We start from the raw sequence: 14,386 nt of genomic DNA, 5'->3' as shown, positions 1-14,386 counted from the left end.
CACCAGCGTGCCGTCCGGTAAGGGATCCCTCCACCGAGTGAGGTTCCGGCAATTTCTAGGTAAGTGTCCGGACACGTCCGTAACCCGGGGCCCGTGATTCCCCTCTATGGGGACATGAGCCTCACCGGGACTCCGTTCCTCTACACGTCCATCGTCCTGTCGGTGGTCGCCCTCATACTGCCGCTCTTCCTGTGGTCGCGGATGCGGGGCCCCAAGGTCGTGCGTACCACGGCCCGGGTCCTGATGCTGCTGTTCGCCCAGGCCACGGCGGTGACGCTGATCTTCGTGCTGGTCAACAACGAGAACAACCTGTACGACAACTGGGCCGACCTCCTCGGTACCGGCAACCACGTCCAGCAGGCCGCGAACCTCGGCCAGGACGGTACCGGCGGCATAGCGCTGAAAACGCTGCCCAAGGTGAAGCAGTCCTTCACCGCGGCCAGCGGACCGGGCATGCGCGGAGTGCGGGTCACCCAGCTCAAGGGCCGGATCTCCGGGGTGAACGCCGAGGTCTACGTGTGGCTGCCACCCCAGTACAACGAGCCGAAGTACCGGAACCACAAGTTCCCGGTCGTGGAGCTGCTGCCGGGCTACCCCGGCTCGGCCAAGGCCTGGTTCGGCTCGATGAAGGTGACCGCCCAGCTGGAACCGCTGATGAGGAGCGGCAGGGTCGCGCCCTTCATCCTGGTCGCGCCGCGCACCAATCTGCTGGCCGGCGTGGACACCGGCTGCGCCAACATCCCGGGCACGGTCAACGCCGACAGCTGGCTGAGCATCGACGTCCCGAAGATGGTGACCGACAACTTCCGGGCCGCCGCCGCCCCGGCGAACTGGGCCACCGCCGGCTACTCGGCCGGCGCGCACTGCGCGGTCAAGCTGGCCGTCGCCCACCCGGACCGCTACCGGGCCGCGGTCAGCCTGTCCGGCTACAACGACCCGATCGGCGAGCGCAACTCGCTCGCCGCGCAGAGCGTGACCCTGCGCGAGCAGAACAACCCCTACCTGCTGCTGCGGAAGGCGGTCAGCCCGCCCCGGATCGCCCTCTACCTCTCCGGCGAGTCCGGCGACGGCTACCAGGCCGGGGTGGCGCTCGAACAGATCGCCAAGGCGCCGACCACCGTGCACGTGGTGTACCTGCCGCGCAGCGACGGCGGCCACAACATGGCGCTGTGGCGGCCCCAGGTGACGACCGTGTTCGAGTGGCTCACGGTGAACATGGGCCAGAGCCACGTCGGGGGCCGCTCCACTACTCCTCTCGAACCGTCGAGCGCCGGTTCCACGCACGCGGCGCTCGCCAGTGGTACCGCATCGCGAGCAGGCGCAGTACGAAAGCGGTGACGACGGCGAGCCCGCTGGTGAACGGGTTCAGCGCGTCGTAGCGGATGCACAGCACCACCGTCGTCGCCCCGACGATCGCCGGGACCGCGTACAGGTCGCGGTCCCAGCGCAGCAGCGAGGGAACCTCGTTGGCGAGCACGTCCCGGAGCACGCCACCGCCGACCGCGGTGGCGAGCCCCAGGGCGGCGGAGGCGGTGAGGTTGAGGCCGTAGGAGTACGCCTTCGTCGTGCCGCTGACGGCGAACAGGCCGAGGCCGGCCGCGTCGAAGACCAGGACCGCCGACTGGATCCGCTCGACGTGCGGGTGCAGGAAGAACACCACCAGGGCGGCGATGAGCGGGGTCATGAAGTACCCGAGGTCCGTGAAGGCGGCAGGGGGCACGGCCCCGATGATCACGTCCCGGAAGATCCCCCCGCCCAGCGCGGTGACCTCGGCCATCACTCCGATGCCGAAGACGTCGAAGTTCTTGCGGACGGCCAGCAGCGCGCCGGAGATGGCGAACACGAAGATGCCGATGACGTCGAGCGTGTGCTGGACGGAGGGAGAGAAGAGTTGCTGGAGCTGCACCCTGACATTGTGACCTGTCAGGGTGCATGAACCTTACAAACCCAGGTCTACAGGGCGGGTTTCCCTGTGGTGAACAGCCAGGTCTGGAACAGGTCGTCCAGCTGCTGCCCGCTGACCTTCTCCGCGAGGCGGACGAAGTCGGCGGTGTCGGCGTTGCCGTAGCGGTGCAGCTTCGTCCAGGCCGGGAGCAGCTTGAAGAACGCCGTGTCGCCGATGCGTTCGCGCAGCATCTGGAGGGTCATCGCGCCGCGCTGGTAGACGGCCGAGGCGAACATGGTGTCGCGCTGCGGGTCGGCGACGACGGTCTGCCAGAAGGGGTTGTCGGCGGCCCGGGAGTTGTAGGCGGCGAGGAACGAGTCGTGGGCGGACCTGGTGCCCTGGTGCTCCGCCCACAGCCACTGGGCGTACGTGGCGAAGCCCTCGTTGAGCCAGACGTCCTTCCACTGCGCCACGCTCACCGAGTTCCCGAACCACTGGTGGGCCAGCTCGTGCACGATCGTCGTCTCGCTGCGCACCGCCGAGTAGGCCGGCTTGCTCTGCACCTCCAGCGAGAACCCGGCCTCGGGCATGTCGTCGACGATGGCCCCGGTCTCCTCGAAGGGATACGGCCCGAAGAGCTGCGACCAGTAGTCGGTGGCGGCCGCGGTGACGGCGTACACGTCGACGCTGTTGCTGTTCGCGAGGACCGGGTCGATGGCGACGTAGATGGGGATCCCGGAGGGGGTCTTCCCCGTCCGCACGTCGAACTTCCCGATGGTCGCGGTGGCGAGGTAGGTCGCCATCGGCCTGCCTTCGTGCCAGTGGGTGTACGTCGAGCCGCCCTTGTCGTACGTCGAGACCAGCCGGCCGTTGGAGACCCCGGTCAGGCCCGCGGGGGCCTTGATGCGGATGTCGTAGGTGGCCTTGTCCGAGGGGTGGTCGCTGGACGGGAACCAGGTGGAGGCCGCGTTGGGCTCACAGGCGACGAAGACGCCGTCGGGGGTCTTCATCCAGCCGTAGTCGGAGCCGAAGACGATGGGCCCGTTGAGGGGTTCGGGGACCCCGCCGTAGGTGACGGAGACCGTGAAGTCACGGCCCTTGCGGAGCGCGTCCCGCGGGGTGACGGTGATCTCGTCGCCGGTGCGCGTGAACCCGGCGCGTCTGCCGTTCACTTCGACCTTCGTGACCTCCAGCTTCTGGAGGTCGAGATCGAAGGCGGAGAGGTTCTGGGTGGCGCGGGCGGTGAGGGTGGTACGGCCGTCCAGGCGGCCGGTGTCCGGGGCGTAGGCCACGTCGAGGTCGTAGTGGCGGGCGTCGAAGCCGCCGTTGCCGAGCTGGGGGAAGTAGGGGTCGCCGATGCCGTCGGCGCCCGGGGTGGGGGCAGGGGCGGCGGCTATGACGAAGGAGGCGGCCGCCGCGGTTAAAAGGGCGCTTCCGCGCGTAGCGCGTCGCTTGAGGGTGGTGGCGGGCGACGGGTGGGCGGCCGCCAGACGTGCCGAACGGGAGAGGCGCATGAGTCGTCCCTTTCGAGCGTGCCGGTCAGTTGGACGGACACGGTCGACTCTGCGCTCTCCCGTTAAGGCATGTACATGACTTTGCCCAGTTGTGTCATGCGCTACTTGTCGGTTGACTCCTGTGACGTCTGTGCATCGGCTGTGGCCTCACCGGCCGCGGACTTCTCCGCGTCCTCGGGGGCAGCCTCGTCGGCCACCGGCTCGTCGGCCACCGGCTCCTCGGCTGCTTCGGCTTCGGCTTCGGCTTCGGCTTCGGCTTCGGGAGCGTCCGTGGTCGCGGCCGGCTCGGTGGTCGCGGCCTCCGTGGTCGCGGCCTCCGTGGTCGCGGCCGGCTCCGCCGACTCCTCCAGGACCGCCTCGCCCACCAGCTCCGAGGCCTCCTTCGCCGCCGTCAGCAGAACGGTGTCCTGCGGGGCCTGGTCGGCGAAGTTCTCGGGGTGGTGGCACGCCACCCGCTGGCCCGGACGGAGTTCGAGGAGCGGCGGCTCCGTCGTCTTGCAGATCTCCGTCGCCTTCCAGCACCGGGTGTGGAAGCGGCACCCGGACGGCGGGGCGATCGGCGACGGCACGTCACCGCGGAGCAGGATGCGCTCGCTCTTCTGCCCGCGCCGCTTCGGGTCCGGGACCGGCACCGCCGACATCAGCGCCTTGGTGTACGGGTGCATCGGCGACTCGTACAGCTTGGTGCTGTCGGCGAGTTCGACGATCTTGCCGAGGTACATCACCGCGACCCGGTCCGAGACGTGCCGGACCACGGAGAGGTCGTGGGCGATGATCACATAGGTCAGGCCCAGCTCCTCCTGGAGGTCGTCCATGAGGTTGACGACCTGCGCCTGGATGGACACGTCCAGGGCGGAGACGGGCTCGTCGGCCACCACCAGCTTCGGCTTCAGGGCGAGCGCGCGGGCGATGCCGATGCGCTGGCGCTGGCCGCCGGAGAACTCGTGCGGGTAGCGGTTGTAGTGCTCGGGGCTCAGGCCCACCAGCTCCAGGAGGCGCTGGACCTCCTTCTTGACCCCGCCCTCCGGCTCGACGCCCTGCAGCCGGAACGGCGCGGAGACGATCGAGCCGATGGTGTGCCGGGGGTTCAGGGAGCCGTACGGGTCCTGGAAGATCATCTGGATGTCGCGGCGCAGCGGGCGCATCTTCGCGGTGGACAGGTGCGTGATGTCCTGGCCCTCGAAGGTGACCTTGCCGCCGGTCGGGTCCTGGAGCCGGGTGATGACCCGGCCCATGGTCGACTTGCCGCAGCCCGACTCGCCGACCACGCCCAGGGTCTCGCCCTTGCGCACCTCGAAGTCGATGCCGTCGACGGCCTTCACCGCGCCGACCTGACGCTGCAGGATGCCCTTCTTGATCGGGAAGTGCTTCTGCAGGCCCTCGACCTTCAGCAGCACCTCCCGGTCTCCGGAGGCCTTCTCGGGAGCCGACGCCTGCTGCGGGATGACGGCGTCATCGGTCTTCTTCGTGTCGCTCACAGCTTCGGCGCAATCTCTTCGGTCCAGATCCGCGTGCGGTCCTCGGCCGAGAGGTGGCAGGCGGACCAGTGGCCGCCGTCGACCAGCTCCAGCTCGGGGCGGACCGTGCGGGTGACGTTCCCCTTGGGGAGGTCCGCGTACGGGCAGCGCGGGTGGAAGGCGCAGCCCGAGGGGACGTTGATGAGGCTCGGCGGCTGGCCCTTGACCGGGATGAGCCGGTCGGAGGTCTCCCGGTCGATGCGCGGCATCGAGCCCAGCAGGCCCCAGGTGTAGGGGTGCTGCGGCTTCTCGAAGATCTCGTCGACCGGGCCGCGCTCCACGCACCGGCCGCCGTACATCACCAGGACGTCGTCGGCGATCTCGGCCACCACACCCAGGTCGTGGGTGATGAGGATGACCGCGGAGCCGAACTCCTTCTGGAGGTCGCGGATCAGGTCGAGGATCTGCGCCTGGACGGTGACGTCGAGCGCGGTGGTCGGCTCGTCCGCGATGAGCAGCTCGGGGTTGTTGACCAGGGCCATGGCGATCATGGCGCGCTGGCGCATACCGCCGGAGAACTCGTGCGGGTAGCCGTCGACGCGCTTGGCGGGCTCGGGGATGCCGACCCGGTCGAGCATCTCGATGGCGCGGGTACGGGCGACCTTCTTGCTGACGTTGTGGTGCACCCGGTACGCCTCGACGATCTGGTCGCCGACCTTGTAGTACGGGTGCATCGCGGACAGCGGGTCCTGGAAGATCATCGACATCTCGCGGCCGCGGAGCCGGCGCACCTCGTCCGGGGACGCGTTCACCAGCTCCTTGCCGCCGAGCCAGATCTCGCCGGACATCCGGACGTTCTTGCCGCGGGCGCCGAGCCGGTGCAGGCCCATGATGGCGAGCGAGGTGACGGACTTGCCGGAGCCGGACTCGCCGACGATGGAGAGGGTCTTGCCCTTCTCCAGCGAGAAGCTGAGGCCGTCGACCGACTTGACGATGCCGTCGTCGGTCGGGAAGTGCACCTTGAGGTCGCGGACTTCGAGGAAGGCGTCGGACGGGGCGGCCGGCGTGGGCTCGCCCACGGCGGCGCCGGTCTTGGAGAGTTCGGTCACGAGAGCCTCACCCGCGGGTCGGCGGCCGCGTAGAGCAGATCCACCAGGAGATTTGCGATCACGACGAAGAAGGCGGCGAGCAGGGTCACGCCGAGGATCGGGGGCAGGTCGTTGTCGTCGATGGCCTGCACCGCGTACTGGCCGATGCCGTGCAGCGAGAACACGGTCTCGGTGATCACCGCGCCGCCGAGCAGCAGACCGAGGTCCATGCCGAAGACGGTGATGATCGGGGTGAGCGCGGCGCGCAGTCCGTGCCGGACGACGACCTTGCGCTCGCGCAGGCCCTTGGCGCGGGCCGTGCGGATGTAGTCCTCGTTCATCGTCTCCAGCATGCCCGAGCGGGTGAGCCGCGCGTAGATGGCCGAGTACAGGAGAGCGAGCGAGCACCAGGCGGGGATCAGGGTGTTGGCCCATTGCGCCGGGTTCTCGGTGAGCGGGACGTACGTTCGGCCGAAGATCGGCCACTGGTAGGTGAAGAGCAGGATCGCCAGGTTGCCCGTGAAGAACATCGGCAGGGAGACGCCGGCGAGGGCCACACCCATGAAGGTGCGGTCGAAGAAGGAGCGGGGCTTCAGCGCGGAGATCACACCGATCGCCACGCCGGAGACCAGCCAGAGCACGGCCGCGCCGAGGGCCAGCGACAGGGTCACCGGCATCCGGGAGGTCAGCTGCGGCCAGACCGCCTGGTGGGTCTTGAAGGAGTAGCCGAAGCACGGTGCGTCGCAGTGCACCGTGGAGGGGCCCAGATCATAGGTGGCGCCGGAGACGATCCCCTTGATGAAGTGCCAGTACTGGACGTAGACGGGCTGGTCCAGACCGAGGTTGTGCTTGACCGCGGCGATGTCCGCCTTCGACGGGCTCTTGCCGATGTACTGCTGTGCCAACTGGTCGGCGGTCTGCCCGGCCAGCCGTGGCAGCACGAAGAAGATGGCGAAGGTGACCGCGGAGACGACCAGCAGCAGGATCACCGCTGCGAGCGTCCGACGGAGGATGTACGAGATCACGGGGATCGGCGCTGGCGCCCGCGGGCCGTGAGACCCGCGGGCACCAATGCCTTCACCTGCCTTCCGGGGCTGCTACTTCGACGCGACGCCGATGTTGAGGTAGTCGTACTGGCCGCTGAAGGCCGCCGTGGAGACCAGGTTGGTGAAGGTGGTCGGGCGGGCCAGCAGGACCTTGAAGTAGGTCAGCGGCACCAGGGCGGCGTCGTCCATGGTCTGCTTGTCGATCTGCGTGTAGATGCTGTTGCGCTCGGCGTCGTCCTGCGTGCCGATCGCCTTCTCCAGCAGACCGTTGACCGTCTTGTTGTCGTACTGCGACAGGTTGGTGTTACCGGACTGGCTGATCGCCTGGCCGTTCAGGATCTGCTGCAGGAAGCCGTAGCCGGACGGCCAGTCGGCACCCCACTGCATCATCATCAGGCCGACGTTCTGCTTGTTGTCGAAGTTCGGGACACCGGCGTAGTCGGTGAAGTACTTGCCCGAGGGGTACTGCTTGAGGGTGGCGTTGATGCCGACCTTCTTCAGCGAGTTGATGATCGCCGTGGCGGCGTCGATCTCCTGCGGGCGGTCCGAACGGGCCGTGATGTTGGTGTTGATCGACGTCTTGCCGCAGGCCTTCAGCTGCTCCTTGGCCTTGGCCACGTCGCCCTTGTTGCCGGTGGTGGCGTAGACGTCCGCCTTCGAGTAGCCCGGGATGTCCGGCGGCAGCACCGTGGTGGCGACGTCACCGCGGATCGGGCCGCCCTCGGCGGTCTGCACCGAGACCTTGTCGATCGCGTACTCGACGGCCTTGCGGCAGGCGACGTTGTCGAACGGCTTCAGCTTGGTGTTGATCGCCATGTAGACCAGACGGCCACCGTAGGTGTTGTCCGTGTTGGCCTTCTTGCTGGCGTCGGTGAGCACCTGGGCCTGCGTGGCGGCCTGGACACCCGTGCCGCCGAGGTCGATCGCGTCGCCGGCCTGGACGTCCTTGTCGATCGTCTCGGCGTTGACCTTCAGGTTGACGACGATCTTGTCCGGCAGCTGCTTGCGCAGCGGGTCGGTCTTCGGGTCCCAGTTCTTGTTGCGGACCAGCACGGCCTGCTTGCCGTCCTGGTAGCTCTGGAACTGGTACGAGCCGGAGGACACGATGTTCTTGACGTAGTCGACGCCGTTGTCCTTGGCCTGCGGGACCGGGGCCGTCTGCGGGGCCGAGACCAGGTAGTCGAACTCCTGGAAGGCCTGCTTCAGGTGGAAGACGATCGTGGTGTCGTCCGGGGTCTCGATGGACGCGAGGCCCTTGGCGCTCTTGTCCTTGTAGGGACCCTTGTACTTGTCGCCGCCGACCAGGAACTGCTGGAAGTAGTTCGGGCCGAGGGAGAGCACGTCACGCGCGAAGTTGGAGCGCTCGACGGCGTACTTGACATCCTTGGACGTGATCGCCGTGCCGTCCTGGTACTTCAGACCCGAACGCAGCTTGTACGTCCAGGTCTTGCCGCCGTCGCTCGGAACGCCCTTGCTCGCGGCGAGGTCCGGGACCAGGGTGTTGCCCTTGGAACCGGGGCCGGGCTCGAACGTCATCAGCGGGCGGGCGTACAGCCGGCTGAAGTTGTACATGTAGGCGTAGTACGTGTTACCGGGGTCGAACGAGTCCGGGACGTCGGACAGCTCGTAGGTGACCGTCCCGCCCTTCTTGTCGGACGCGTTGACGACACCCTTGGTAGCGGCGTTGGCCGCGGCGGAGCTACCGCCGCCGTTGCCGTCCTTGTTGTCATCGGCCTTGCTGCACCCTGCAACCAGCAGGGTGGCGGAGCCGATGGCCGCGATCGCGGCCAGCGCTGACCTTCGCATGATGGGCGGGTTCCCCTCCATTGTCGGAAACTTTTCGGGCTCTCGGTGACAGCAGGCGTCAGCGGCTGCGCGGGTCGAGAGCGTCGCGGAGACCGTCACCGAGCAGGTTGAACGCCAGCACGGTCACGAAGATGGCAAGGCCGGGCACGATCATGTACTCGGGATCGACCTGGTAGTACGTCACCGCTTCGCGGAGCATGCCGCCCCAGGACGCCTGCGGGGGCTGGATGCCGACGCCGAGGAAGCTGAGGGACGCCTCGAAGAGGATGTTGGTCGGGATCAGCAGGGTCGAGTAGACGATGATCGGGCCGACCAGGTTGGGCATCAGCTCGCGGAACAGGATGTACGGGCCCTTGGCGCCCATGCCGCGGGAGGCGTCGACGAACTCGCGCTCCCGCAGGGCCAGGGTCTGGCCGCGCACGATCCGGCCCAGGTAGGGCCAGTTGAAGAAGCCGATGACGAAGATGAGCACGCTCAGGTGCAGCGGCAGTCCGTTCAGGCCGAACGCGCCGCCCTGGAGGGTGGCGGAGATGGCGATGGCGAACAGCAGGAGGGGGAAGGCCAGGAAGGTGTCCATCAGGCGGCTGATGACCGAGTCGACCCGGCCGCCGTAGTAGCCCGCGACGACGCCCATGATCGCGCCGATCACGTTGGACAGGATCGTCGAACCGAAGGCGACCACCAGCGACACCCAGGAGCCCTCCAGGATGCGGGTGGCGATGTCACGGCCGAACTTCGGGTCCACGCCCAGCGGGTGATCAAGGCTCATACCGCCCCAGCCGCCGTTGGGCAGCGAGGTGTTGGCGTCGATCAGCTCCTGGTGGAAGGCGTTGGGGTCGAGACCGAAGAGGGCCTGGATGGGGCGGGCGAGGATCGCGACGAGAATCAGCAGAACGACAACGATGCCGCCGGCCACGGCGACCCTGTCCTTCTTGAACCGGGTCCAGGCGATCTGCCCGAGGGAACGACCCTCGATCTGCCCCTTACCGGCACCCTCCAGCACAGCCTCCGGCTGTGCCTCGGCTGCCGCCCCGGTGGTCTCGATCGGTGCGGTCACGGTGAGCGACCCCTCTCGCCGGCGGTGACCGGCCTACGCCAGCCGCGGATTGCGGCTTTGTCGACTTGCTCGATCATGAGGTTTAAACCGACCTCATGTCTGACTGGCGAGTCTTCAGCGTCGTCGCGATCACCCGCCAGATCTGGCGAAGAAAGTATGCGCAACCGTGATGCAGTCCGAGGGATTCCGTTATCCGAACAGTGGGTAACGCCCCTCGGACGCAGGCCAGTTGGGACATAACGCCGAATTCGGTCGGAACGGAACGTTCCGGCGTCATCTACGCGCGGAGAAATGTGTTCGTTACGTAAATCTTGTGAACCCCCTCGGCCGACCCGAGGGGAGAGCGCCCCGTCGCGTCAGTAACCGCCCTGGGCCGGTGGATACCCGTACCCCGTCGCCGGCGCCGGCGGCAGCGCCGCGTGGGCTTCGCGGTCGTAGAACGGCCGTGCCGTCGCCCGCATCCACATCACGACCGGGTCGTACTCGTCGGTCATCGCGACCGTCGACACCGGCAGCCCGTCCGGCACCGCCCCGATCGACTGCTGCATCATCCCCCGCACCGAGTCCACGGCCGGCGGCGAGGTGTCGTACACGTCCAGGCCGATCGCGAGGTACGGCGCCCCGAGGGCCGGCTGCACCCAGGCGCGGCGCAGGGAGCGCACCGCGGGGGTGCGGTGGGCGTTCTGCGTGAGCAGGGCGTAGAACTGCGGGATCTCGATGGCCGGTTCGGTGAGCCGGAGCGGGCCGGCCGGCTGGCGGTCCAGGCCGGTGGCGATGCGGCGCAGGTCCAGCCAGGGGATGCCGACGCCGCCGCCCGGGGCGTGCGGGTTGAGCCAGAGGCCGAAGTGGTCGGGGTAGAGCGTGCGGGCCACGTCGATGCCGTCGACCACCTCGTACGAGCGGTTCCAGCCGCTCGCGGAGAGTTCCTGGGCCGAGGTCACACAGGGGGCGTAGCCGTGACCCTCGACCTCCATGTTCCCGTACTGGGCGTCGGGGGAGCCGGCCTGGCCGTGCCAGAGGAGCATCCAGATCTGGCCGGAGGAGGGCGTGGCGAGGGCGCGGAGGAGTGCCTCGTAGGCGTCGTAGCGCCCGGGGGTTACCTGGCGCAGCATGTGCTCGACCTGTCCGGTCGCCGCGGTGCCGCTGGCGCTCACGTGTTACCGCCCCTTCATCTGGTGCCCCGCGTTTGGAGACAGCTTATGCGCCCAGGGGGCGGGGGCCGATTGTCCGTGCGCGGGTGCGGCTTCGTGGTGGCTGGTCGCGCAGTTCCCCGCGCCCCTTGGTTGGCTGCCCTGAGGGCGTTTCTAGTGGCCGTATCGATAGAAGGGACGCACGTTCTCCCGCATCCAGTGGCCGACCGGGTCGTCCGCCACGTCGAGCAGGACCAGGTTCACCGGCCACCTCACCGGCACCCGGCCCAGGGCCTTGCCCAGGGCCTCCAGGGGCAGGGCGCGCACGTCGCCCTCCCACTGGGAGAGTTCGACGCCCACGAACATCACCGGGTCCGCCGTCTCGACCGCGGCGAGGCAGCGGCGGGCCGAGGCGACGACGCCGATCGCCGCGAACTCCGCCGACGCCGCGGCCAGGAAGTCCATCGGGTCGTCCTGCCAGTCCGGTTCGAAGAGGCGGACCCGGCCGCCGGAGGCGGGGCCGTCCAGTTCGGTACGGCCGGTCCGGCAGAGCTGGGCGACCGCCTCCGGCGGCAGCGGGACCCCGACGACTCCCCCGGGGTTCACGGCGATGCCGACCTGCGGGGGCAGCCCGCGGGCGAACTCGACCGCCGGGGCGATCGTGTACGACAGATGGGAGCCGGCCACCAGGCGGAACTGCTCCTCGGAGCTGAAGACCGGCACGTACACCTGGCCCGCGATCTCCGTTGTGGGCAGGTCCAGCGGGCCGCTGTGCGGGCCGCCGCCCTCGGGCAGCGGGATCCACAGGAAACTCCGGCCCAGTACCTCGATGAGCCGGCCCGCCGCCGCGGGCACGCCGAGGGAGGCCGACAGGACCTCCTCCAGTTCGTTGCCGGGCCACCCGCCGTGCGGGTGGGGGTGCGCCTGTGCCGGGAAGTCCGCGGGAATGTCCGCCGGGAAGTCCATCTGCCTACCGCCTGCTGGAAACCACTGCTGAGGCTGGAAAGGCTAGCGGGTGACACCGACAAAGCCACCCCACCAGCCGATTCAGGCCGCGAAGGCGATCCGGCGCAGTACGTCCGCCGCGTCCCGGTCGAGGAGGACCGCCGAACCGACGCCCTCGGGCAGCCTCCCCTTCTCCGCCGCGCGCAGCAGCCGCCCGGCCGCCCGGCGGTGGCGCAGGAAGGCGTACCGGGAGACGCCCCGGCCGCGTTCGCGCTGGCCGTCCAGTGCCGTGCCCGGCGTGACGTCGAGGAGCAGCAGGTGCAGGGTGCCGCCGCGGCGGCGGGCCTCCCGGGCCAGCCAGTCGCGCACCCAGGCCTGGGTCCCGCAGTCGTGCACGACCACGCCCTCGCCGGTGCCGAGGGCCCGACGCAGCCCGGCGTAGTGGGCGATGCGGACCAGCGGGCGGTAGACGGCGTACGGCAGGAGGCGGGCCAGGCGGGCGTCCCAGCGGTCGCGGGTGTCCTGGGAGTCGATGCGGATGCCCTGGACGGTGCGGTGCATCAGGGTGGACTTGCCGCTGCCGGGCAGCCCCGTGACCACGACCAGGTCACGGGGGCCGAAGAGCAGGCCGTGCGGGCTGTGCCCGGCGCGGTCGCGCAGGTCGCGGACGACCGGTGCGGGGAGCTCGCCGCACCGCTCGCGGGCCGGGGCCGCCGGCTGCCGGGGCACGGCGATGCCCGTCGTCGTCGCGTATGCCGTGGTCCTTGTCACCGTGATCGTCCTCCCTGGGGGTTCAGGAAAGGTTCTCCCCACTTAACGTAAAGAGAAGGTAATGCACGGCGTCTCGCGGTTCCGTTCGCGTACTGCCACAGGCCCGTCACAGAACGGAGGGCCAGGTCCGGCCTGCCACGGCCCCGGGCGGCGTGCAATGATGTCCGCGCCAACTGCATACCGGCCGCTTGAATCCGCGCGGGAGAGTCCCCAGCCGTCTTCGCTGGGGCGCCGAAGGAGCAAGTCCCTCCCTTGAATCTCTCAGGCCCCGTTACCGCGCGGGCGAGGCACATCTGAAAAGCGGGCCGCTGTGTCAGTGGCTCCACCCAAGGTGCAAGCCGTGGTCACATCCGTGGTCAGGGCGAACCTCTCAGGTTCCGATGACAGATGGGGAGGACAGCCCTCGCCTGTCATGCCCTTGGGACCTCCGGGAGACGACCGACCGATGAGCAGTACCGATTCCGCCGCACCCCGCCGTACCGCGCTCGATGCCCTGCACCGCTCGCTCGGCGCGACCATGACCGACTTCGCCGGCTGGGACATGCCCCTGCGCTACGGCTCCGAGCGCGACGAGCACGTCGCCGTACGGACCAGGGCCGGGCTCTTCGACCTCTCCCACATGGGCGAGATCACCGTGACCGGCCCCCAGGCCGCCGCCCTGCTGAACCACGCCCTGGTCGGCAACATCGCCTCCGTCGGCGTGGGCCGGGCCCGCTACACCATGATCTGCCGGGCCGACGGCGGCATCCTGGACGACCTGATCGTCTACCGGCTGGCCGAGGCCGAGTACATGGTCGTCGCCAACGCCTCCAACGCCCAGGTCGTCCTCGACGCGCTCGTGGAACGCTCCGCCGGCTTCGAGGCCGAGGTCCGCGACGACCGGGACGCGTACGCGCTGATCGCCGTCCAGGGCCCGGAGTCCCCGGGCATCCTCGCCTCCCTCACCGACGCCGACCTGGACGGGCTGAAGTACTACGCCGGGCTGCCCGGCACCGTCGCCGGCGTCCCGGCGCTGATCGCACGCACCGGCTACACCGGCGAGGACGGCTTCGAGCTGTTCGTGAAGCCGGAGCACGCGGTGGAGCTGTGGCAGGCGCTGACCAAGGCGGGTTCCGCGGTGGGCCTGGTGCCGTGCGGTCTCTCCTGCCGGGACACGCTGCGGCTGGAGGCGGGCATGCCGCTGTACGGGCATGAGCTCACCACCTCGCTCACCCCTTTCGACGCCGGGCTCGGCCGGGTGGTGAAGTTCGAGAAGGAGGGCGACTTCGTGGGGCGCGCGGCGCTCGCCGAGGCCGCCGCCCGAGCGGAGCAGAACCCGCCGCGGGTGCTCGTCGGCCTGGTCGCCGAAGGCCGCCGGGTGCCCCGCGCCGGATACCCGGTGGTCGCCGGCGGCGAGGTGATCGGCGAGGTCACCTCGGGCGCCCCCTCCCCCACCCTGGGCAAGCCGATCGCCATGGCGTACGTCGACGCCGCGCACTCGGCGCCGGGCACGGCAGGCGTCGGCGTGGACATCCGGGGCAGTCACGAGCCGTACGAAGTCGTGCCGCTGCCGTTCTACAAGCGCCGGAAGTGATCACCCCAACCGGCGTCGGCAACAGCCACCGGGCGTGACCTGGCGCACATCGCCGCTGGTCACGCGCGTTCCCAGCAGTCCCCCATTCACCAGCACTCCCCCGCGTACAGGAGA

General features: G+C 69.2%; 12 protein-coding genes and 1 riboswitch. Of the genes, 2 read left to right on the top strand and 10 right to left on the bottom strand.

Translation table 11 applies throughout. The features are described from left to right. Positions 1-114 precede the first annotated feature (114 nt). The gene (locus ACFY6U_RS21965) at positions 115-1,338 is read left to right on the top strand and encodes an alpha/beta hydrolase (protein WP_390040619.1); all 1,224 of its coding nucleotides are present in this window, start codon (positions 115-117) and stop codon (positions 1,336-1,338) included. On the opposite strand, the gene ACFY6U_RS21960 is transcribed toward ACFY6U_RS21965, so the two are convergent. The 10 genes from ACFY6U_RS21960 to ACFY6U_RS21915 form a co-directional block, all read right to left on the bottom strand. Continuing rightward, on the bottom strand, positions 1,247-1,906 hold the full coding sequence (locus ACFY6U_RS21960) for a trimeric intracellular cation channel family protein (protein ID WP_388924634.1): 660 nt from the start codon (positions 1,904-1,906) through the stop codon (positions 1,247-1,249). The two genes, ACFY6U_RS21965 and ACFY6U_RS21960, sit on opposite strands and share 92 nt — an antisense overlap. A 47-nt stretch (positions 1,907-1,953) precedes the next feature. Continuing rightward, positions 1,954-3,399, bottom strand: a complete 1,446-nt coding sequence (locus tag ACFY6U_RS21955; RefSeq protein ID WP_390040617.1) for a M1 family metallopeptidase — start codon at positions 3,397-3,399, stop codon at positions 1,954-1,956. A 101-nt stretch (positions 3,400-3,500) separates the two neighbouring features. Further along, a complete protein-coding gene (locus ACFY6U_RS21950) occupies positions 3,501-4,877 on the bottom strand; it encodes an ABC transporter ATP-binding protein (protein WP_390040615.1) in 1,377 nt (458 codons plus the stop codon). After that, entirely contained in the window at positions 4,874-5,965 is a 1,092-nt protein-coding gene (locus tag ACFY6U_RS21945) for an ABC transporter ATP-binding protein (protein ID WP_390040613.1), read from the bottom strand. The genes ACFY6U_RS21950 and ACFY6U_RS21945 overlap by 4 nt, the downstream gene beginning before the upstream one ends. Then, positions 5,962-6,969, bottom strand: a complete 1,008-nt coding sequence (locus tag ACFY6U_RS21940) for an ABC transporter permease (protein WP_390040611.1) — start codon at positions 6,967-6,969, stop codon at positions 5,962-5,964. Before ACFY6U_RS21940 ends, ACFY6U_RS21945 begins: the two co-directional genes overlap by 4 nt. Positions 6,970-7,041: 72 nt before the next feature. Further along, positions 7,042-8,817, bottom strand: coding sequence for an ABC transporter substrate-binding protein (locus ACFY6U_RS21935; protein ID WP_390040609.1), 1,776 nt, complete (start codon positions 8,815-8,817; stop codon positions 7,042-7,044). Between the two features lie 37 nt (positions 8,818-8,854). Then, a complete protein-coding gene (locus tag ACFY6U_RS21930; protein WP_390040607.1) occupies positions 8,855-9,853 on the bottom strand; it encodes an ABC transporter permease in 999 nt (332 codons plus the stop codon). Between the two features lie 356 nt (positions 9,854-10,209). Beyond that, positions 10,210-11,007, bottom strand: a complete 798-nt coding sequence (locus ACFY6U_RS21925) for an enhanced serine sensitivity protein SseB C-terminal domain-containing protein (protein WP_390040605.1) — start codon at positions 11,005-11,007, stop codon at positions 10,210-10,212. Positions 11,008-11,157: 150 nt separating this feature from the next. Further along, complete coding sequence (locus tag ACFY6U_RS21920; RefSeq protein WP_390040603.1) at positions 11,158-11,949, bottom strand: enhanced serine sensitivity protein SseB; 792 nt, start codon at positions 11,947-11,949, stop codon at positions 11,158-11,160. Between the two features lie 81 nt (positions 11,950-12,030). Next, the gene (locus ACFY6U_RS21915) at positions 12,031-12,705 is read right to left on the bottom strand and encodes an AAA family ATPase (protein ID WP_390041114.1); all 675 of its coding nucleotides are present in this window, start codon (positions 12,703-12,705) and stop codon (positions 12,031-12,033) included. Positions 12,706-12,888: 183 nt separating this feature from the next. Further along, a riboswitch (glycine riboswitch) is annotated at positions 12,889-12,986 on the top strand. Positions 12,987-13,144: 158 nt separating this feature from the next. Here ACFY6U_RS21915 and gcvT point away from each other — a divergent pair. Then, on the top strand, positions 13,145-14,272 hold the full coding sequence (gcvT, locus tag ACFY6U_RS21910; protein WP_351491103.1) for a glycine cleavage system aminomethyltransferase GcvT: 1,128 nt from the start codon (positions 13,145-13,147) through the stop codon (positions 14,270-14,272). Positions 14,273-14,386 lie beyond the last annotated feature (114 nt).

The sequence above is a fragment of the Streptomyces sp. NPDC013157 genome, assembly GCF_042899865.1.
Taxonomy (GTDB): domain Bacteria; phylum Actinomycetota; class Actinomycetes; order Streptomycetales; family Streptomycetaceae; genus Streptomyces.
Note: the sequence above shows the minus strand (reverse complement) of the source record. Positions and strands in the feature narration are given on the sequence as shown.

What these genes read in the sequence shown, in the direction of transcription:
- ACFY6U_RS21955 (WP_390040617.1), bottom strand. Translation starts at nt 3,399, where the DNA reads ATGCGCCTCTCCCGTTCGGCACGTCTGGCGGCCGCCCACCCGTCGCCC.
- gcvT (WP_351491103.1), top strand. Translation starts at nt 13,145, where the DNA reads ATGAGCAGTACCGATTCCGCCGCACCCCGCCGTACCGCGCTCGATGCC.
- ACFY6U_RS21935 (WP_390040609.1), bottom strand. Translation starts at nt 8,817, where the DNA reads ATGGAGGGGAACCCGCCCATCATGCGAAGGTCAGCGCTGGCCGCGATC.
- ACFY6U_RS21920 (WP_390040603.1), bottom strand. Translation starts at nt 11,949, where the DNA reads ATGGACTTCCCGGCGGACATTCCCGCGGACTTCCCGGCACAGGCGCAC.
- ACFY6U_RS21965 (WP_390040619.1), top strand. Translation starts at nt 115, where the DNA reads ATGAGCCTCACCGGGACTCCGTTCCTCTACACGTCCATCGTCCTGTCG.